Annotated in this window: 18 protein-coding genes; 10 read left to right on the top strand and 8 right to left on the bottom strand. The window is 63.1% G+C overall.

The annotated features are described in order from the left end of the window. Positions 1–165 precede the first annotated feature (165 nt). Complete coding sequence (locus FXB41_RS05460; protein ID WP_219680315.1) at positions 166–1,131, bottom strand: helix-turn-helix transcriptional regulator; 966 nt, start codon at positions 1,129–1,131, stop codon at positions 166–168. 211 nt (positions 1,132–1,342) lie between these two features. On the opposite strand from FXB41_RS05460, the gene FXB41_RS05455 reads away from it, so the two are divergent. Then, complete coding sequence (locus tag FXB41_RS05455; protein ID WP_219680313.1) at positions 1,343–2,857, top strand: caspase family protein; 1,515 nt, start codon at positions 1,343–1,345, stop codon at positions 2,855–2,857. A 142-nt stretch (positions 2,858–2,999) separates the two neighbouring features. Here FXB41_RS05455 and FXB41_RS41440 read toward each other — a convergent pair whose 3' ends face one another. Continuing rightward, on the bottom strand, positions 3,000–3,134 hold the full coding sequence (locus FXB41_RS41440) for a hypothetical protein (protein WP_007591544.1): 135 nt from the start codon (positions 3,132–3,134) through the stop codon (positions 3,000–3,002). Between the two features lie 119 nt (positions 3,135–3,253). On the opposite strand from FXB41_RS41440, the gene FXB41_RS05445 reads away from it, so the two are divergent. Next, the gene (locus FXB41_RS05445; protein WP_219680310.1) at positions 3,254–4,510 is read left to right on the top strand and encodes an FAD-dependent oxidoreductase; all 1,257 of its coding nucleotides are present in this window, start codon (positions 3,254–3,256) and stop codon (positions 4,508–4,510) included. Positions 4,511–4,689: 179 nt separating this feature from the next. Beyond that, positions 4,690–5,457, top strand: a complete 768-nt coding sequence (locus tag FXB41_RS05440) for an outer membrane protein (RefSeq protein ID WP_007591542.1) — start codon at positions 4,690–4,692, stop codon at positions 5,455–5,457. Positions 5,458–5,566: 109 nt separating this feature from the next. Here the strand turns inward: FXB41_RS05440 and FXB41_RS05435 are convergent, their stop codons facing one another. The 4 genes from FXB41_RS05435 to parE form a co-directional block, all read right to left on the bottom strand. Then, positions 5,567–6,337 (bottom strand): SDR family NAD(P)-dependent oxidoreductase, encoded by a 771-nt coding sequence (locus FXB41_RS05435; RefSeq protein ID WP_007591541.1) that lies wholly within the window; start codon positions 6,335–6,337, stop codon positions 5,567–5,569. Between the two features lie 21 nt (positions 6,338–6,358). Beyond that, positions 6,359–6,544 (bottom strand): hypothetical protein, encoded by a 186-nt coding sequence (locus FXB41_RS05430; RefSeq protein ID WP_007591540.1) that lies wholly within the window; start codon positions 6,542–6,544, stop codon positions 6,359–6,361. A 222-nt stretch (positions 6,545–6,766) separates the two neighbouring features. Beyond that, positions 6,767–7,549: an outer membrane protein gene (locus FXB41_RS05425; protein ID WP_007591537.1), complete on the bottom strand. Its 783-nt coding sequence runs from the start codon at positions 7,547–7,549 to the stop codon at positions 6,767–6,769. 480 nt (positions 7,550–8,029) lie between these two features. After that, a complete protein-coding gene (parE, locus tag FXB41_RS05420) occupies positions 8,030–10,072 on the bottom strand; it encodes a DNA topoisomerase IV subunit B (RefSeq protein WP_007591536.1) in 2,043 nt (680 codons plus the stop codon). A gap of 273 nt (positions 10,073–10,345) precedes the next feature. Between parE and FXB41_RS05415 the strand changes: the two genes are divergently transcribed. The 6 genes from FXB41_RS05415 to FXB41_RS05390 all read left to right on the top strand — a co-directional run bounded on the left by FXB41_RS05415 (position 10,346) and on the right by FXB41_RS05390 (position 17,358). Then, positions 10,346–10,876: a DedA family protein gene (locus FXB41_RS05415; RefSeq protein ID WP_007591534.1), complete on the top strand. Its 531-nt coding sequence runs from the start codon at positions 10,346–10,348 to the stop codon at positions 10,874–10,876. Positions 10,877–10,994: 118 nt separating this feature from the next. Further along, positions 10,995–13,652, top strand: coding sequence for a DUF3857 domain-containing protein (locus tag FXB41_RS05410; RefSeq protein ID WP_246648623.1), 2,658 nt, complete (start codon positions 10,995–10,997; stop codon positions 13,650–13,652). Positions 13,653–13,946: 294 nt separating this feature from the next. After that, positions 13,947–14,615, top strand: a complete 669-nt coding sequence (locus FXB41_RS05405; RefSeq protein ID WP_219680307.1) for an FMN-binding negative transcriptional regulator — start codon at positions 13,947–13,949, stop codon at positions 14,613–14,615. Further along, the gene (gene argC / locus FXB41_RS05400; RefSeq protein ID WP_219680302.1) at positions 14,612–15,610 is read left to right on the top strand and encodes an N-acetyl-gamma-glutamyl-phosphate reductase; all 999 of its coding nucleotides are present in this window, start codon (positions 14,612–14,614) and stop codon (positions 15,608–15,610) included. The genes FXB41_RS05405 and argC (FXB41_RS05400) overlap by 4 nt, the downstream gene beginning before the upstream one ends. A 99-nt stretch (positions 15,611–15,709) precedes the next feature. Beyond that, on the top strand, positions 15,710–16,756 hold the full coding sequence (argC, locus tag FXB41_RS05395; RefSeq protein ID WP_007591529.1) for an N-acetyl-gamma-glutamyl-phosphate reductase: 1,047 nt from the start codon (positions 15,710–15,712) through the stop codon (positions 16,754–16,756). Positions 16,757–16,770: 14 nt separating this feature from the next. Continuing rightward, positions 16,771–17,358: a class I SAM-dependent methyltransferase gene (locus FXB41_RS05390; RefSeq protein ID WP_007591528.1), complete on the top strand. Its 588-nt coding sequence runs from the start codon at positions 16,771–16,773 to the stop codon at positions 17,356–17,358. Positions 17,359–17,380: 22 nt separating this feature from the next. Here the strand turns inward: FXB41_RS05390 and FXB41_RS05385 are convergent, their stop codons facing one another. After that, the gene (locus tag FXB41_RS05385; protein ID WP_007591527.1) at positions 17,381–17,779 is read right to left on the bottom strand and encodes an MAPEG family protein; all 399 of its coding nucleotides are present in this window, start codon (positions 17,777–17,779) and stop codon (positions 17,381–17,383) included. A 65-nt stretch (positions 17,780–17,844) separates the two neighbouring features. After that, positions 17,845–19,653 carry a PHA/PHB synthase family protein gene (locus FXB41_RS05380; RefSeq protein WP_376707485.1) on the bottom strand — a complete coding sequence of 603 codons (1,809 nt, stop codon included), beginning with the start codon at positions 19,651–19,653 and terminating at the stop codon, positions 17,845–17,847. A gap of 255 nt (positions 19,654–19,908) precedes the next feature. Here FXB41_RS05380 and FXB41_RS05375 point away from each other — a divergent pair, with 255 nt between their 5' ends. After that, the gene (locus FXB41_RS05375; RefSeq protein ID WP_035992760.1) at positions 19,909–20,184 is read left to right on the top strand and encodes a hypothetical protein; all 276 of its coding nucleotides are present in this window, start codon (positions 19,909–19,911) and stop codon (positions 20,182–20,184) included. Positions 20,185–20,249: the final 65 nt, after the last annotated feature.

Here is a 20,249-nt window from a genome sequence, read left to right as displayed (position 1 = left end):
CTTCGATCTGAGCCGCGTCGCCACGGAACATAGGCGGGAATCGGCCAAAGTCAATGGAGCAGGCGCGGGAAGGCCCTAAAAAACCTGAGGTTTTCGCCCAAATAGCGGGCGAGGCTGCGGTTTTCCGCCCAATCCGGCGATCGGCCGGAGCTGTCCAAACGTCGGCTAACGCCCTTCCGAACCTTGGGCCCGGAAGTCGCCGGGGGCCATCCCGTAGGCGGCGTTGAAGACCCGGTAATAGGTCGCGAGGCTGTCGAAGCCGCAGGAGGTCGCGATGTCGGCGATCAACCGGTCCGGGGCTTCGCGCATCAAGCGGCGGCTCCGGTTCAGGCGTTCCTCCGTCACGGTTTGCGAGAAACTCTTGGCCGCGCTTTCGAACAGCATGTGCAGGTGACGCACGGAGATGCCGAGCAGGTCGGCCACCATGGTCGGCGCCAGATTTGGGTCTTGCAGGTGGCGCGCGATCAGGCGCCGTGCGTGCGAGAGCCGGGCGGTCCGCAGCGCGGCCTGCCCGAGGCGGCCGCTGGACCGCAGGATGCCGCGCTCGATCAACGCCAGATGGGCTAAAGCCTGGACGAGGGAAGCGGCATCGGCGGCGCCGTCGTCACCTGCGGCAACCGCACCGAGATCGGCGAAGCAGGCGCCAAGCAGGGGCGCCAGGGTGGAATCGTCGAACGTCCGGGGCGCAAGCTCGCGCATGCGCTTGTCCTGCGTGGAGAGGCCGATCACGGGAATCTTCAGGATCCGCAGGTGGAAGCCTCCTGCGCCCATCGGCGTGGTGCGATAGGGCAAGTCGGTGTGGCTGGTGGCGAAGCTGCCATTGGCGATCGTGAAGTCGCTGCCGCCCATGCCGCCGAACCAGCCGCCGCTGCCGAGCTGCTGATAGACGCAGATGCTGTCGCCCGGCGCGTGAGCGATGTCGGTCAGGCTGCGCTCGACCGTGTAGTGCGAGGCCTTCAGTTCGACGAGGCCGGCTCCGCCAAGCTGGCGCAGCGAGAATTCGCCGAAGAAGTCCGCGCGGCGTTCGCGCTCGAGTTCGGCGGTGACGCCGAACAGGCCCTTGGCGCGCACCTCGCGCCAAAAGTCGAAGCGGTCGTGCGGCTCGACCTCGTCGGTGCACCAGCGATACACGGCGGTCCCTCGCTTCCAGCGGAATTGCCCACAAGAATTGATTGAGAAAAAGCAGATTCCAGCGGGATCTGCCATAGGCTAGACGACAGAACCTGAGTCCTCAGGGCTGTTGAACCAGCGCTATGGCTGGGCCGACTATCACATCAACGACGCGGTTCCCATGAACCGCTGTTCGAAGGAACCGGCGTGGGCCGTTCTTGAGGGATTTTCGATGACGCGTCGGCTTTTCAGAGTACTGGCAGCGCTTGGCCTCGCGGCCGGCCTCAGCGGTTTCGCGCTTCCCGCCTGTGCCGAGAAGCGCGTTGCGCTCGTCGTCGGCAACAACGACTACAGGAACGTTCCGAAGCTGCTCAAGGCGGTCAACGACGCCCGCACCATGGGCGATACGCTAAAGCAGCTCGGCTTCTCGGTGATGGTCGCCGAAAACCAGAGCCGGCAGCAATTTTCGGAGACGCTGCTCGCGTTCGATCGGACGATCGAGCCCGGCGACACCGCGTTCTTCTTCTATGCCGGCCACGGCTTCGAAATCGCAGGCCAGAACTACCTGCTGCCGACGGACGTGCCGGCGGCCACGGAAGGGCAGGAAGAGCTGGTGCGTGACGCCTCCATCCTGGCCGATCGCATCGTCGAGCGCCTCCAGAACAAGAAGGCGCGAACCTCGATCCTGGTGTTCGACGCCTGCCGCAACAACCCGTTCGAGCGCAAGGGTACCCGCGCCGTCTCCGGTGGTGGCGGGCTTGCCCCGATGGTACAGCTGCCCGAAGGCGTGTTCTCGGTCTTCTCGGCGGGCCCGCGCCAGACCGCGCTCGACCGCCTCTCCAACGACGACGCCAACCCCAATTCGGTGTTCACGCGCACCTTCGCCAAGGAGCTGCTCCAGCCCGGCGAGAACCTGGTGCAAGTGGCGCAGCGTACGCGACGTCTCGTCAGCGAGATGGCCGACACCGTCAAGCACAGGCAAGTGCCGGTCTATTTCGATCAGATGGTCGACGACGTCTTCCTCAGCGGCATCGCCAAGGATGCCGCCGCGCGCCCGGCCGATCCACCGGCGCAGAAGCTCGCGGCGCTGCCACCGGTGTCGGTGCCGCGCGTGCCGAAGGAGGAGACCACCAACGCGCCGATCGCGAGCTTCTCGCGCCACAATGGCGGCTGGAGCGTGGTGTTCTCCTTTGCCGATCCGACCCTCGGCGTTTCCTGGCGCATGGCCGGCAATGGCGACTTCCGCGAAACCGGCTTCATCGATACGCTCGACCCGCGCACGCGCAAGAGAATGCCGAACCCGTCGATCGAATTGCCGCCGGACGCGCAAGCCGGCACCATCGAGGTCCGCTATGTCGACCAGTCCGGTGACATGCAGGGCCCGTTCCCGATCAGGTTCGATCCCGAAGCCGCGCTGATCCGCGACCAGCGCAAGATCCTCGACATGACCGCGACGAGCTGGCTGTCATTCCGCGAGTTCAACGGGCTGCTGGTCTACTACACGCACCTCGTGTCCTACCGCTGCGCCATCCGCGAGGTGCGCATCGGCATCGACACCGCCGTTCCGAACCAGGTCTTGAAGATGCCGGGCTGCGACATGCGCGATCCCAGCGCGATCAGCGCCGGCATGCCGCTCTACATGAAGCTCGCGCCGGCAACGCAGTTCATCTCGGTGGAGCTGACCTATCGCGACGGCAGCGTGTCGGAGATCAAGAGCTTCCGCAGCGCGAACCGCAGCAACAATTGAGGTGTCGAGCAGGACGCGTCCGCCGTAGCTATTCGCGGCGCTTCCTGATGAAGCGCTTGACGGCCTCGATCAAGGGCGGAGTCGGCAAGAAGAACGCGCCCATCGCGATCGAGATGATGACGCGGCGCAGCAGGAACTTCTCCTACTCCTCGTACGGATAACCGTTCTGTTCGATGCGCACCGGCGCAAGCGGCGGCCTGCGCGGTGCGATCATGATCAAGACGAAAAGTACGTTGATCAGGATCCAGACGCCGAGCAGTATGAGGATTGTCTGCACTGCAATTTCCTGAATGAGTCGGAATTGGCGGCGAGGCCAACGGCCATTCACAATCGCGGCAAATGAATCTTGCTTGTTGCACTGCACAGAAACCTTGACCCGTAAATGAGGGCCCGGCCGTGAAACCCGATACCTCGCAGCATCCCCAGGGCTCTTCGTTGAAAGTGCGGTGCTGCATCGTCGGCGGCGGACCGGCCGGCATGATGCTCGGCTATCTCCTCGGGCGCGCCGGCATCGATGTCGTGGTTCTGGAGAAGCATGCGGATTTCTTCCGCGACTTCCGCGGCGACACCGTGCATCCCTCGACACTCCAGGTGATGGACGAGCTCGGCCTGATCGACGGATTTCTGAAGCTGCCGCATCAGCGCTTGCAGAAGATGGACGGCCTGTTCGGCGGTACCCCCGTTCGCATCGCCGATCTCAGCCGCCTCCGCACCAAGTACCCCTTCATCGCCTTCATGCCGCAATGGGATTTCCTGAACTTCCTGCGCGAGGCCGGCCAGCGCTTCGCCTCGCTGAAGGTGATGATGAACACGGAGGCCGTCGATCTGATCCGCCGCGGCGAGACCATCGCCGGCGTGCGGGCGAATACGCCTGATGGCATCGTGGACATCGAAGCCGATCTCACCATCGCCTGTGACGGCCGGCATTCGACCGTGCGAGAGCATTCCGGCCTCGAGGTCGAGGAGATCGGCGCGCCAATGGACGTGCTGTGGTTTCGGGTCGGCCGCAAGGCGAACGAGACCGAGAACGTGTTCGCGCGCGTCGAGCCCGGCAAGATGATGATCACCTTCGACCGCGGCGACTATTGGCAGTGCGCCTATGTCATCGCCAAGGGACAATATGACGCGGTGAAGGCGAGGGGATTGCAGGCGCTGCTTGACGAGGTCGTCCGCATGGCGCCGATCCTGAAGAACGGCATTGCCGACGTGAAGAGCTTCGACGATTTCAAGCTGCTGACCGTTGCGATCAACCGCCTGAAGCGCTGGACGCAGCCGGGCCTGCTTCTCATCGGCGACGCCGCCCATGCGATGTCGCCGGTCGGCGGCGTCGGCGTCAATATCGCCGTGCAGGATGCGGTCGCGACCGCAAATTTGCTGGCGGACAAGCTGCAGCACGGCTGTCCGTCGGAGAACGAGCTCGACGCCGTGCGCCGTCGCCGCGAATTCCCGGTGAAGATGACGCAGCGAATGCAGATGATCGTGCAGAACAACATCATCAGCGGCGCCTTGCGAGGCGGCGACCGGCCGTTGAAAGTGCCGCTCATCGTGCGCCTGATCACCGCGCTGCCGTGGCTCCAGGGCATTCCGGCGCGCCTGATCGCGCTTGGCGTCCGGCCCGAGCACGTGCAGTCGAAGGCTGCGGCGGCACGGTAGCGCAAGGACCCGGTAGGGATAACGCGGCGTTAAATCGCGCTCAGGGCGTTGCCTGCGTACAACAGTTCAGATGGATTGAAGGCGCGCTGCTTGCCAATCCGGCGTCTTAACTGTCTTGATTCAAATTTGAGTAAGACCTGCGTGTGAGCGTGCACCCATCAAAGGACACGGGGTGTACCATGCGTACCAAGTTGATTGCCGCCTTCGCCTGCACGACCGCTCTGGTTTCGACGGGCGCCGCTTCCGCCGCCGATCTCGGCGCGCGCTACACGAAGGCGCCGGCCTATATGGAGTCGATGTTCAACTGGACCGGCTTCTATGTCGGCGGCCACATCGGCGGCGCATGGACCAACGAGCAGTTCATCAACAACGGGACCGGCGCGCCGTTCGGCGATCTGACCCTGGGGCAGGGCTACCGTCAGCGCAGCGCCGGCATCATGGGCGGCGCCCAGATCGGCTACAACTGGCAGGCCAACAACTACGTCTTCGGTATGGAAGGCACGATCTCCGGCCTCGACAACAAGGGCACGGTCGTGAACACGGCATTTGCTCCGGGCGGCAACGTCTTTGATTGGCGCGCCAATGTGCTTGCCACCGTCGTCGGTCGCGCGGGCTTCGCCGTGCAGAACAACCTGTTCTACATCAAAGGCGGCTATGCCGGCGTGAACAACCGTCTGTCGGTCACCGATACGGTCGGTCCGGCCACCGGTTCCGGCGGTCAAACCCATTGGGCCAACGGCTGGACCGTCGGTGCCGGCTGGGAATACGGCATCACCCGCAACTGGATCGTCGGCCTCGAATACAACTACGCAGCCTTCGCCAGCCAGACCTATCAACTTGGCGGCACGTCGGGCAACTACAGCTTCGATGCCAAGCCGCGCGACATCCAGTGGGCCGTCGTGCGCGCCAGCTACAAGTTCGACGCGCCAGTCATCGCCCGCTACTGAGTGGGTCAACGAACGACCAAGCAGCCATAAAAGACGATCACTACCCAAATTCAAAAGCCCCGGCATTGTCCGGGGCTTCTTTTTTGTGTGCAGGTTTATCGCGTACGATCTACGCCATCACCGAGAACCCGCCATCGACGGGGATCGCGGTGCCGGTGACGAAGTTAGAGGCGGACGAGGCAAGGAACACGGTAATGCCGGCGAAATCGTCGATGTCGCCCCACCGCCCCGCAGGCGTGCGTGCCAGCACCCGCTCGTGCAATCCCGATACCTGCTGCCGCGCACCGCGGGTCAGGTCAGTGTCGATCCAGCCCGGCAGGATGGCATTGACCTGGATGTTGTCGGGCGCCCATGCGTTGGCGCAGGCGCGCGTGTACTGAACGATGCCGCCCTTGCTCGCCGCGTAGGCCGTCGCGAAGCTCGCGCCGAAGATCGACATCATCGAGCCGATGTTGATCACCTTGCCGTTGCCGGACGCCTTCAGCGCCGGATAGGCCAGCTTCGAGCACAGGAAGGCGCTGGTGAGGTTGGTGTTGATCACCGTATTCCACTCGTCGAGCTCGAGCTCGTGCGGCGGCTTGCGGATGCTCATGCCGGCATTGTTGATGAGGATGTCGATGCGGCCGAGGTCCCCGACGACACGCTCGACCATCGCGGCGATGGCCGCCTTGTCGGTGACGTCGGTGGGAACACTGATCGCCTTCACGCCGCGTTGACTGAGATCGGCAACGGCGGCGGTAGATTTGGCTTCGTTGCGTCCGACCACGGCGATGTTGGCGCCGGCGTCGGCGAGGCCACGGGCCATGCCGAGCCCGATGCCGCCATTGCCTCCCGTGACGATCGCGACCTTGCCGCGGAGATCGAACCGACTGGATGTCATGCTGCTATTCCCTGGTTTCTTTTATTGGTTGCTCTGCCAGATCAGCACCAGCCCGAAGCCGGCCATGGCTGCGCCATAGCCGGCCCATTGCAACTGGTTGACCATGAAGCTCGATCGCGGCCACGCGACGGTGCCCGTGCCCTGCCCGATCCAGAGCAGCCCGACGGCAAGGGCAAACAGGCCTGCTACAAGCAGAAATCTGCGCATGCATTCCTCCCCATTGGTCCGCTCTGTCGTGCCGCAGCATGACGATAGCCGCGGCCCGAAAACTTGCCGGGAGACTAGCCGTAGCCGTGGTCGGGATACAATGGCTGCTGATGCAGGCCGCAGGGTGAATGCATGTCCACGCAAGGTCCGCTGAAGCACCGTACAACGAAAAAGCCCCGGCGATGCCGGGGCTTTGACGTCTGAAGATTAGGTCAGATCAGATCAGTACTTCGCGACGACCGGACCGGTCCAGTTGAAGCGGTAGACCAGCGAAGTCGAGATCGTCTGGTTCCAGGTGTTGGCGCGGATGTCGCGGCCCACAAGGACGTTGCCAGCATCGAACAGTTCGTTCTGGGTCTTGGCGTTGTAGAAGGCCGAGCGATATTCGGTCTTCATGAACCAGCCGGGCGACTGGATGCCGAAGATGTTCAGGTTGTTCTCGACGCCGCCGCCGACGAACCAGCCATTGCGGTTGTAGCTGTTGAGATGGATACCGGCGGGCACGCCGGCCAGGGTCATGAAGTTGGTCTGGCCGAAGTGAGCGCCCGAGTAACCGCCGTTGACGTAGGAGAGAACGTTCGGAGCGACCAGCCAGCCGAGGCGGACACCAGCGGCCCAGGAATCTTCCAGCTTCTGGTTGCCAGTGATGCCAGCGATCGGATCCTGGATGGTAGCACGGATGCTGCCGAACTGACCGTCAGCGAATACGCCGGCGACCCAGGTGCCGCTGAACTGCCAGTCGTAGCCGAGACCGACGGTGCCGAACCAGCCCGAGCCACCCTGGCGCTGATCGATCGTCAGGGGAACTGCGCCGACCGTGGTCTGCACGCGCTGGTCAGCGGCCGAGAGGCCGCCGCCGGCGCCGCCGAAGAGATAGAAGCCGGTCCAGCTGGCGACAGGCGCTGCCATCGGGGCCTTCACGTAGGGACGGGCGCCAAGGTCAGCGGCCGAGGCCGAACCGGTCATCGCGGCAACCGCGGTCAGTGCGAGCAAAATCTTCTTCATCTTAAAATCCCCAAGCTTTGGTCTGTCTGGCAGGCGCGAGCGCACTGAAGTCCGTGTCATCTGATGTCCCGGACTATACCTGCTTCTCTCCGAAATGCTGTTGCAGAGCAGGCACAGTTGCCGGGAAACGCCGCACGGCAAGGATTCCGAGTGTCGCTGTCGAAGTATACAATAATCCTGCATTATCAAAGTGATACGCCGAATTTTGCGATTTGTATCTTGGTAACTTCTCGTTAGTGAATCCGGCTTTGTCCGAAACGGAGGCAATCCTGCATCAGCCTGACTGGGTGAGTCGTTGGCCGAGTCGCGATGCGACGAGGCAGGGAATCACCGAAATCGAGGCGGACCGTTGGCAGGATGGTCGGGCAGGATCGGCGGGCAGGATCGGCGGGAAAGAGCGGTTGTCGTCCCCAAAAACAAAAGAGCCCCGGGCTTCATGCCGGGGCTCTGGATGGGATACGACCGGGTAGCGCTTGCGGATCAGACGTCCAGCAAATCGTCATTGGCGAATTCGGCCTTGTCCGAGATGAACGCGAAGCGCGCTTCGGCCTTGGTGCCCATCAAGCGCTCCACCGAATCCGCCGTGGTGTCGCGGTCGTCGGCGAGCAGAACCACTTTCAGCATGGTCCGCTTGGCCGGATCCATGGTGGTTTCCTTGAGCTGCGCCGGCATCATTTCGCCGAGGCCTTTGAAGCGATTGACCTCGACCTTGGCGTTGGCGTTGAACTCGCTCTTGATCAGCGCCGCCTTGTGCGCGTCATCGCGGGCGTAGACCGACTTCGTGCCGTTGGTCAGCTTGTAGAGCGGCGGCACGGCGAGGAAGAGGTGGCCTTCGTCGATCAGCCGCGGCATCTGCCGATAGAAGAAGGTGATCAGCAGCGAAGCGATGTGGGCACCGTCGACATCGGCGTCCGTCATGATGATGATGCGCTGGTAGCGCAAATCCTCTTCGCGATACTGCGCGAGCATCCCGCAGCCGATCGCCTGCACGAGGTCGGCGAGCTGCGTGTTTGCCGTCAGCTTGTCCTTGCCGGCGGACGCGACGTTGAGGATCTTGCCGCGCAGCGGCAGCACAGCCTGGGTCTTGCGGTCGCGCGCCTGCTTGGCGCTGCCACCGGCCGAGTCTCCCTCGACGATGAAGAGTTCCGAGCCGTCCAGACCGGCATCGCTGCAATCGGCGAGCTTCCCGGGCAGACGCAGCTTCTTGCCGGCGGTCTTGCGCGCGGTCTCCTTCTCTTGCCGGCGGCGCAGCCGCTCCTCGGCGCGGTCGACCACGAAGTCGAGCAGCCTGTTGGCCTGGTTCGGATTGCCCGACAGCCAATGGTCGAACGGATCCTTCATCGCCTGTTCGACGATGCGCTGCGCTTCGGCCGTGGCAAGGCGGTCCTTGGTCTGGCCCTGGAATTCAGGCTCGCGCACGAACACCGAGAGCATCACGGCTGCACCCACCATCACGTCTTCAGACGTAATGGACGACGCGCGCTTGCCCTGGCCGACGCGTTCGGCGTGGTCCTTGAGGCCGCGCAGCAGCGCGCTGCGCAGGCCGGATTCGTGCGTGCCGCCGTCAGGCGTCGGCACGGTGTTGGTGTAGGAGGAGAGGAAGCCGTCGGCATCCGCGGTCCAGGCCACCGCCCATTCGCAGGCGCCATGCGCGCCGTTGCGGCCCGACTTGCCGGAGAAGATGTCGGGATGCACCAGCGTGTCGGCATGGATCGCCGCCGCCAGATAGTCCTTGAGGCCACCGGGAAAGTGGAACGTCGCTTCCGCCGGCACGTCGTCGACGCCCTTGAGCAGTTCGGGCGCACAATTCCAGCGGATCTCGACGCCGCCGAACAGATACGCCTTCGAACGCGTCATCTTGAACAGGCGCTGCGGCTTGAACGCGGCCTTGGCACCGAAGATGTCGGTGTCCGGCTTGAAGCGCACGCGGGTTCCGCGGCGGTTGTTGATCTTGCCGAGATCCTCGAGCTTGCCCTTCGGGTGCCCGCGCTCGAACGTCATGCGATACAGTTTCTGGCTGCGCGCGACCTCGACCTCGAGCAGCGAGGAGAGGGCGTTCACCACGGAGATGCCGACGCCGTGCAGGCCGCCCGAGGTCTCGTAGACCTTGGAGTCGAACTTGCCGCCCGAGTGCAGCGTGCACATGATGACTTCGAGCGCCGACTTCTTCGGAAATTTTGGATGCGGATCGACCGGGATGCCGCGGCCGTTGTCTGTGACGGTCAAAAAGCCGTCCGCGCTCAACTCGACTCCGATGAAGGTCGCGTGCCCCGCCAGCGCCTCGTCCATCGAGTTGTCGATAACTTCGGCGAAGAGGTGATGCAGCGCCTTCTCGTCGGTGCCGCCGATATACATGCCGGGCCGGCGGCGCACCGGTTCCAGACCTTCGAGGACCTCGATGTCGGCTGCCGTGTAGTCGGCCTCGGCGCCGCCCGCGCGCGGGGCGGCCTTGGCTGCGCGGGGCTTCGGCTCATCGCCGCCGAAAAAATCGTCTTTTGCTTTGGGCTTCAACTGCTTGGACATATATCTTTATGCGCTTTGAGGGCCGCATGAGCGGCGAATCGGTTGGGCCGACTATGCCACTTCTGACCTTGAAAGGTTATCGCAGGGCGGGCCGGGCGGTGTGGTTGGGAGCCAATCCCGGCAATTTTACGCCGCAGCCCCACCAGTTCCCGGCAATGTGACGGTCCGGTCCGGTCTGGACCTGACTTTGTGACTTGATGTCACACAAGTCCTTGGCTTACCAGTCCTTTTCATCGAGCAGCACCTTCGGGCAGGGCGGAAAGGCTATTTTGAATGGAGCAGTTTGCGCACGCGCTGGCCGATTTCGTGCGCGCTCATCAGACGTGGGCAGCTCCCATCGTGTTCGTGCTCGCCTTCGGGGAGTCACTCGCGTTCATCTCGCTGCTGATCCCGGCCTGGGGCGCGCTGGTCGCGATCGGCGCGCTGATCGGGGTGAGCGGCATCAGCTTCTACCCGGTCTGGATCGCCGGCGGCATCGGCGCAGCACTCGGGGACTGGGTCTCCTACTGGTTCGGCTATCGCTACAAGGAGCATGTCGCCCAGATGTGGCCGCTCTCGCGCTATCCGGAACTCCTGCCCAGGGGTGAGGCTTTCGTGCGCAGCTGGGGCGTGCCGAGCATCTTCATCGGCCGCTTCTTCGGCCCCTTGCGTGCCTCCGTGCCGCTTGCAGCCGGCATTTTCGAGATGCCCTATTGGAGCTTCCAGGCCGCCAATTTCGTCTCGGCGCTGATCTGGTCGGCGGCGCTGCTGCTGTTCGGCGACGTGATCGCCAAGATCATGGAATGGCTCTGGCGGGTGGTGTGACAAGACGCACGGATTGGAAGGGTCGTGGAGAAACTTAAAAGTTGTTCTTTCCGAGAGTGCGGCTGGTAATTTTCACCTGCTAGTTGAGCTGCCGACCTGAGGGCCGAGCGCTCAGCATATGATCGTACGAATTTGTTCAGCTTTTCTGGCAGCATTGCTGCTCTCGTCGCCGTGCATGAAATTGCGTGCCGCCGAGTCACCGGATAGCGACGGTAGACCCGGCTGGATCGACCCGGGCTGGCGCCGAACGGTGGCCCGCGATGCCGTTAGCTTCGATGAGAACGGGCTCAGCACCGAGGTCTTCGAGTTCGAAATCAAGGCGCTCGACGAGAAGGGCGCAGCAGCCATCGCGCAGCAACGTTTTCAATACAACAGCTATTTTGACGATTTGACGTCAATCGAGCTTGCCACTCTCAAGGCAGACGGCGGCGTGGTCGCGGTGGATCAGCGCGCCATTCGCGATCAACCGGCATCGACAGATTCCTCATCGCCCTATTTCGACGAGGTGCGCGACAGGATCATCGCCTTTCCGCATGTTGCTCCCGGCGACAGCATCCGCGGGCGTCTGGTCTACAAGGCCAAGCAGCCGAGATTTCCGGGTGAGTTTGCGCGCTTTTGGAGCGAGCCGGCTAACCAGCCACCCGAGTTACTCGAAGTGACCGTTGACGGACCGGCATCCAGGCCGCTGCGGATAGCATTGCGCAACGTCGAGCACCATGAAGAGAGAGTGAACGATCGGATCATCCATCGGGTGCGTTTCCGGCAAGACGCGCCGAGACCCCGGCAGATCGACGAGGAGACTCTCGCGGGTGCAGAGCGTTTCGAGGTGAGCACGTTTGCTGACTATTCCGCTTTCGCGGCGACGCTGAACTCCCGCAACGCCCCCATGGCGCGACCGGATGAGAGGATTACACGACTTTCGCAGGAGATCGTCGGCGACGCCATCGGCGCACGCGCGAAGATCGAGCGCATCTACAATTGGGTGGCCCGTAATATCCGCTACGTCGGCATTGGCCTCGAGGACGGCGGCTGGACGTCTCAGCCCGCCTCGGCCGTGCTTGCGTCGCGCTATGGCGACTGCAAGGCGCATGCGACACTGTTCAAGGCGCTGCTCGCCGCCCAGGGCATAGAAGCCAATCTGGTCGCGGTGAACTCGGACGCAAGGTACACGCTCACCGAAGTGGCGACGCCAAATTTTGACCACGCGATCGCTTACGTCCCGGAGATTGACCAGTACCTCGATCCGACAGCCTCTCTCTTTGCCTTCGGATCGCTGCCGCCGGAGCTTGCGGGCAAGCCGGTCCTCAACATCGACAGAGGTGCCTTGGGCCGCATCCCCATGACCGAGCCGGCGCGCTTCCGGCTGGCCGCGGAAACGGACTACGTCCTTGGCAAGGACGGGAAGCGCGAGGTCCGGTCGATCCTGTCCGGGACAGGCGTCGGTGCACAATTAGGACGCGTGGTCGCGCAGGGCTTGGATGATGCGGATCGGCGGATGGCCGCCAGCCGGCTGATCGAGCAGGCCGGCCTGACCGGCACCGGTGATTATACTTACCCCAATCCGCGCGAGCTGACGGACAACTACGCCATCACGTCAACATTTCAGATCAGCAAAGCCCTCGAAGTTGATCGGCCCACGCGCGTCAGGATGTTGCCTTTGACGGATCCAAGGCAATCGCTCTTGCGGTTGGTTGCGCGCCAGGCGAGCGGGCGGCCGTTTGTTTGTCGGCCGATGGAATACCGCGAGGCCGCTTCGCTCACGATTCCCGAAAACACTTTCTTCTACGAAAAACCGGCGCCGGTCGTCTATTCGGCGACTTTCGAGGGCAGGACAGGCTACGGAGACGTTCACGGCCGGATTGACGTAAGTGGTACCATTGACCTCGATGGCCGAACCATTCGTTCCAACGCAGTTCTTCGCCTTACACTCGATGCGCCGGTCTGTCCGGCAGAGTTTGCTCCGGCAATCGAGAAAGGGTTCGATAAGCTTGACGAGTTCAAGTACGGGCTGATCGGCGTGACCTCGAAAGGCGGATCCTCGGTCATCGACGTCAGCGCCGACTTCAAGGACGGCGTGAGCGCATATCTTGCGCATGATTTTGAACGCGCGATGGAGCGCTTGAAGCCGCTGGCTGAAATCGGAAGCGCACGTGCGCAATTCTATCTGGGAGCGATGTACCGGAACGGAAGTGGGACTAAGCGCAATAGCGCGGAGGCCATCAAATGGTTTCGCCTGTCTGCCGAACAGGGCGATGCCTACGGCCAGGAGAATCTTGCGTACGTCTATGAGATGGGCCTGGGTACAGCTCGCGACGAGAAGCAGGCGGCCGACTGGTACGCCAAGGCGGCGGATCAGGGGAACGCTTTTAGCCAATCCCGACTTGCAGCTATGTACTGGGACGGACGCGGCGTTCCCCAAGACTTCTCTTTGGCTTTCGATCTGTTTTCGAAGGCGGCTGACCAGGGCTTGACGTTCGCGCAAACACGTCTGGGCCTCTTGCACATCAAAGGCGAAGGCGTGCCGCAGGATCTCGCCAAGGGTATATCCTTGCTGCGCAAGGCCGCTGATCAGAACGACGGGTTGGCCCAATACAATCTGGGGTGGGCGTATGAGAGCGGCACGGGCGTGTCCAAGGACACCCGGCAGGCGATCAAGTGGTACAGCAAGGCGTCCAATCTTGGAAACGGCCAGGCAAGCGCCCATTTATACGAGCTAACCCGCGCAGGTTCCTTTTGGGAGATTCTCTTCAGCCGGCTCGGCATGGCCAGGTGGTAGCGACGGCGAGTGCAGGCCAGCCGATCGAGCGCACCGGCCCCCTCTCTTGGCTACGGCAGCCCGGAATGACCGGTTCCAATACCTTGACGGCTCGCCGATCTGGCCTTATAGCCGCCCGCCATGATCAGCGCCGCGACCATTTTGTTCGCCCGCCGCCGCCGCTCTTTAGCGGTTTGGGCGGTCGATCGCGTTTGAGATCATCGTCTTTGCCGCTGGATCCGATCCGCGGCATTCTCTCTCCTGTCAGCGCGATCTGATCCGGCGGCCCCCAAGGAGGCCCAGCAGGAGACAACGATGTACACGCCACCCTTTTTCAAGCAAGACCGCGCCGCGAGCCTGAAATTTGCCGACACGCGCGGCTTCGGCACCGTGTGCGCCTTCGACGGCCACAAGCCGGTCGCCTCGCCAATTCCGTTCTATCTGACCTATGCCGCGGACGGCACCCCGCAGGCTGCCTTTCATGTCGCCCGTCACAATCCGCTGCTAAAGCTTGCGGACGGGACGAGCTCCTGGCTGCTCGCGGTCAACGGCCCCGATGCCTACGTGTCGCCGGACTGGTACGTCTCGCCGGATCAGGTGCCGACCTGGCTGTACCAGTCGGTGCATCTCAGCGGGCCGGTGCGGCTTCTGTCGGATGACGAGCTGGCGGTGCAGATCGACACGCTCAGCGAGAAGTTCGAAAACTGGCTGTTGCCGAAGACGCCATGGACGTCGGGCAAGATGACGGCCGGCAGGCTGGAAGCGTTGAAGAAGGGAATCGTAGGGCTGGTCATGGCGGTTGAAGAGGTCGAAGGCAGCTTCAAGCTCAACCAGCACAAGTCCGACGCCGACTATACGGCGATCGCCAATGCGCTCGGCGCGCAAGCCGGTGCCGACGCCAGGGAAATCTCGCAACTGATGCAGGACGTGAGGCCGGAGGCCTTCGCACCCGAAACCAACATGCTCGAAAGGAGCGCGCCATGACCTTTTCTGAAGCCAGCCTCGTTGACACCAAAAACGCCCCCAAGGCCGGCGCTGCGACGAAGCCCGCCACCGTCTTCGTCGACGGCGGCTCCGGCACCACCGGGCTCGGCATCAACGAGCGGCTGAAGCTCCAGGACGACGTGGTCGTGAAGACCATCGCCGAGGACAAGCGCAAGGATCCCGCCGCCAAGAAGGCGCTGATGGAGGAGGTCGACCTCGTCATCCTCTGCCTGCCGGACGATGCTGCCAGGGAAACGGTTGCGCTGATCGACAGCATGGGGCCGTCGGGGCCGAAGGTGCTGGATGCCTCGACCGCGTACCGGGTCGCGCCCGACTGGGCCTATGGCTTTCCGGAACTGACGCCGGATCAGGCTGGCAAGATCAAGGCTGCGAAGAAGGTCTCCAATCCCGGCTGCTATCCGACCGGCGCGATCGCGCTGCTGCGACCGATCGTCGATGCCGGCCTGCTGCCTGCGGACTATCCCGTCACCGTCAATGCCGTGAGCGGCTATTCCGGCGGCGGCAAGTCGATGATCGCGACTTTCGAGGACGGCAGCGCGCCGTCCTTCGAACTCTACGGCCTCGGCTTCGAACACAAGCATCTGCCGGAGATGCAGCTCTATTCGAACCTGACCCGGCGGCCGATCTTCATCCCTTCCGTCGGCAATTTCCGGCAGGGCATGCTGGTCTCGGTGCCGCTCCAGCTCGACACGCTGCCCGGCAAGCCCAGCGGCGCCGATCTCCACGCCGCGCTGGCAAAGCGTTACGCCGGCTCGAAATACGTCTCGGCGATGCCGCTTCAGAACGAAGCGACCAAGGGCGGCAAGCTTGAGCCGGAAGCGCTCAACGAGACCAATATGCTCGAGCTCTACGTCTTCGCCAGCGACAAACATCACCAGGCGGTGCTGGTCGCCCGGCTCGACAATCTCGGCAAGGGCGCCTCCGGCGCGGCCGTGCAGAACATGCGACTGATGTTGGGCCTTGCCGACGAGTAGCCGATCGAGCGTTGCTCGCGAGGCCAGCCCGGCGGACGAAGCGATGCTGCAACTTTCGGCCCGGCAAGACGATCCAGTGACGCCTGAAAGGAACGCGTGATGAGCTCGAAGAAGATCGGCATTCTCGGCGCCTCCGGTTACACCGGGGCCGATGCGGTGCGCCTGTTGGCGCGGCATCCGAATGCCGAGATCGTCGCGCTCACCGCCAACACCCACGCCGGCAAATCGATGGGCGAGGTGTTTCCGCATTTCTTCATGCTGGATTTGCCCCAACTCGTGGAATGGGAAGAGGTCGACTGGAGCAAGCTCGATGCGGTGTTCTGCGGGCTGCCGCACGGCACCACGCAGCAGATCATCGCGGCCGTGCTGAAGGCCAACCCGAAGATCAAGGTCCTCGACATGTCCGCCGATTTCCGGCTGCGCGACAAGGACACCTACGCGCAGTGGTACGGCCACGAACATCAGGCACTCGAGTTGCAGGGCGAAGCCGTTTACGGCCTGACCGAATTCTATCGGGAGAAGATTGCCGCGGCGCGGCTGGTCGCCTGTCCCGGCTGCTATCCGACGGCAGCGTTGTTGGCGCTGGTGCCGCTGGCGAAAGCAAATCTGATCGACGTCGATGACATCCTGATCGACGCCAAGTCAGGCGTCACCGGCGCCGGACGCGGCCTGAAACAGAACACGCTATTCAGCGAGGCGGGCGAGGGGATTTCGCCGTATTCGGTCGGCACGCACCGGCATGCGCCGGAGATCGAACAAGAGATCGGCGTCGCGGCGGGCGCGAGCGTGACCGTCAATTTCACGCCGCATCTCATACCGATGTCGCGGGGCGAGCTCTGCACGTCCTACGTCAAGCTCAATGGCGCGACGCCGGACGATTTGCGGGCCGCCCTCGAGAAAGCCTACGCGAACGAGCCGTTCGTGCATGTCGTCAAGAAGGGCGTGCTACCGCAGACCCAGAACGTACGCGGCTCGAACTATGTCCAGATCGGTGTCATCGCCGACCGGATCAAGAACCGCGCCATCGTGATTTCGGTGCTTGATAATCTGGTGAAGGGCTCGGCCGGTCAGGCGATCCAGAACATGAACCTGATGTTCGGATTTCCCGAGACCGCTGGACTGGAGCAGATCGCGCTGTTTCCCTGATCGGAGTGGCCGCCGTGGACCAAGGGACTCTGCAATTCTATCGGAGCAACGCCAGGTCCTATGCGGACTGGGCGAAGGCGCCCTCGACGCGGCTGCGAGGCTTTCTCGCTCTGCTGCCGTCCGGCGGCTCGATCCTCGAGCTCGGCTGTGGCGCCGGCAATCATTCGGCGGTGATGCTGGCCGAAGGTTTTTCGGTGCGCGCCACCGACGGCTCGCCTGAAATGGCCGAGATCGCGTCGCAGCGGCTCGGTCATGCCGTCGAGGCGATGCGGTTCGACCAGCTTGACGCGCACGAGGCCTATGACGGCGTCTGGGCCAGCGCCTGTCTCCTGCACGTACCGCGCGACGAACTCGCCGGCATCCTGGCGCAGATTCGTCGCGCGCTCAGGCCGTCAGGCGTGTTCTACGCCAGCTACAAGATGGGCGAGGGCGATGGCCGGGACAGTCTCGGGCGCTATTACAATTATGCGTCGCCGGAATGGCTCGAGGCGACCTACGCCAGCGCAGGTCCATGGATCACGCTGTCGTCGGACAGGAACGTGATCCAGAGCTTCGACGAGACGCCGGCGAACATGCTGCATCTCGTCGTTCGCAAGGCCTGATTTCAGACTACAAGGCCTGATCTCAAACCACCTTGAAGATCGCGACGGCCAGCACGGCCTGCGCGATGAAGCCGACGGTGAAGGCCAATGTGCGGAACACCGGGATCCCGAGCGCATAGACGATCAGATGCGCGACGCGGGACCAGAAATAGACGGCGCAAGCAAGCACCGTCCATTTCGAGGAATAGTCGATCGCGTTCAGGATCAGCACCAGCGGCGCGAACAGCACGAGGTTCTCGACGGCATTGTCATGCGCGAACATCAGACGGTTCGCCCATTCCGACTGCGGCTTGTCGGTGCGCGAGGGATTGGCCATCGCGCCACCGAGGCCGCGAATCTGGCAGCGGTTGATGGTGTAGGGAATCCAGAGGATTCCGGTCAGGACCACCGTCAGTGTCAGCCAGAACAATTCACGCGTCATAACCCGGTCCCCTCATCAATTTCTGCCGCAGGCGTGGAGCTTATACGAAAGCGCGGAAGATTCTGCTATGCGCGAACCCTGACATAGCTGCCGGGCGCGTCCTCGATCGGGGGAAACGCCTCGCTGCCGACCGTGCGGGCCGGGACTTCCTCGGGATCGAGTGCGCCCAGCCATTGCCGCCAGTCCGGCCACCACGAGCCCTTGTGCTCGACCGCGCCCTTCATCCACTCGGCGACATTGGCGGACTTCACGTTGTCGTTGGTCCAGTACTGGTATTTGTTCGAGGCGGGCGGATTGACCACGCCGGCGATGTGGCCCGAGCCGGACAATACGTATTTCACCGGACCGCCGAAGAACTGGGAGCCGTACAGCACCGATTCTGCCGGCGCGATATGGTCCTCGCGGGTTGCGAGATTGTAGATCGGCACCATGACCTTGGAGAGATCGAGCAAGGTGTTGTCCAGCACCAACGTGCCGGTCGAGAGCCGGTTCTCAAGATAGCAATTGCGCAGATAGTACGAATGGTTCGACGCGGTCATGCGCGTCGCGTCCGAATTCCAGTGCAGCAGGTCGAACGCGCTCGGCTGTTGGCCCTTGAGGTAATTGCTGATGACATAGGACCAGATCAAATCGTTGGAGCGCAGCATGTTGAAGGCCATCGCCATCTTCGAGCCTTCGAGCACGCCGGCCGCCTTCATGTCCTGCTCGAGGGATGCGATCTGCTCCTCGTCGACGAACACGAGCAAATCACCGGCATGGGTGAAGTCGACCTGTGCCGCGAAGAATGTCGCGGACGCCACACGCTGGCGGCGCTTCTCGGCGAGCCAGGCCAGCGTGGTCGCGAGCATGGTGCCGCCGACGCAATAGCCGGCGGTGTGCACCTTCATCTCGCCGGTGACCTTCTCGATCACGTCCATCGCCGTGAGCGGGCCTTCCTTCATGTAGTCTTCCCAGCTCTTGGCACCGAGCCGCTTGTCGGGATTGACCCATGAGATCACGAACACGGTGATGCCCTGATCGACGCACCACTTGATGTAGGATTTCTCCGGCTTGAGGTCGAGGATGTAGAACTTGTTGATCCAGGGCGGGATGATCAGGAGCGGCGTCCGCAGCACGTTCTCCGTCGCCGGCGCATACTGGATCAGCTGCATCATCTCGTTCTGGTAGATCACCTTGCCGGGCGTCGTCGCCATGTTCACGCCGACGACGAGATTGTCCGGATCGGACTGACGGATCTTCAGCGTGCCCTTGCCGGCGGCGATGTCCTCGGCCAGCATCTTCAGCCCGCGCGCGAGATTTTCGCCGCTGCTGGCCACCGTCGCGCGCAGCACTTCCGGATTGGTTAGCACGAAGTTGGACGGCGACATCGCGTTGGTGAGCTGCTGGACGTAGAACTCGGCCTTGCGGCGTGTCTGCGGATCGAGCCCCTCGGCGTCGCGCACAAGCTCCTGCGCAAATTTGGTCGTGAGCAGATAAAGCTGCATCACGAAATCGAAGAACTGGTTCGACTTCCATTCCGGATCGGCAAAGCGCTTGTCGCGCGGCGAGGGCGCGATCGCGGGCGGGGCGTCCTGACCGGCCATGCGGCGCGCCGCCGAGCCCCAGAGGTCGAGATAGTCCTTGGCGAGCTTGGTCTGGAGTGCGGAAGACCGCGACGTATCCGACAGCCAGTATTCGGCGACGGCGGTGAAGGTCTTGACGACCTCGGCTAGCTCGGCCGGCGGACGATCCTGCACCTCGCCGCTTTCGCGCGGCTTCAGGTATGCGGCGAGCGCCTTGCCGCCGCTCTCCATCGCCCGCGCGACATTCATCGCGAAGGTTTCCGCATCGAACTTCGTCTCGGGTTTGGGCGTATCGATCGTGGCCATACTCATGAGCAGAACAGTAACGATTCATTCCGTATTCGTCACCGCGAAGCTCGCATGTTTGGCGTTAAACACTCGCGAAGATGTGTTGCAGTGCGACAAATTTTCTTGGTTCCGTCACAATCGAGCCGCACCGCTCGGCTTGGTGGGTATCTGGGCTATTTTCTCGCTCGCACCATTTGGGCAGCAATGGTTTGAGCTTGGGCGCGGGCTTGGGTAAGGTTGCCCGGGGCCGTGCTTTGGGACGAAGTGGGGATTTCCCTAGTGTTGGCGTTGAGGGACCTGCAAAAGTCGCGGCGGATCTGTGGCGCGCTGCTGATGGTGGCGCTCGCCCTAGGCGGCTGCTCGAGTCAGCTTGCGGATATGACGCCTTCCGATGCGCAAGCGCATCCCAGGGAGGCCGGGAGCTATCTGCCGGTGCACGATCTGCCTCCGGATCGCGATCAGGCGGTCATCCCGCCGGACCAACGCGCCAAGATCGAGGCCGAGCTTGCTGCCGCGCGCGACCGTCAGGCGGTCGCCACCAAGGACGCGAAATAGGGCCCTGCAAGGTAATCGCTGGCGCCTCCGCCTCGCCGTGCTAAAAGACCTTAGTTCAGCCGAGA

The sequence above is a fragment of the Bradyrhizobium canariense genome (assembly GCF_019402665.1).
In the GTDB taxonomy this organism is placed as follows: Bacteria; Pseudomonadota; Alphaproteobacteria; order Rhizobiales; family Xanthobacteraceae; genus Bradyrhizobium; species Bradyrhizobium canariense.
The sequence above is the reverse complement of the archived record's forward strand: the minus strand, read 5'-3'. Positions and strand labels throughout refer to the sequence as shown.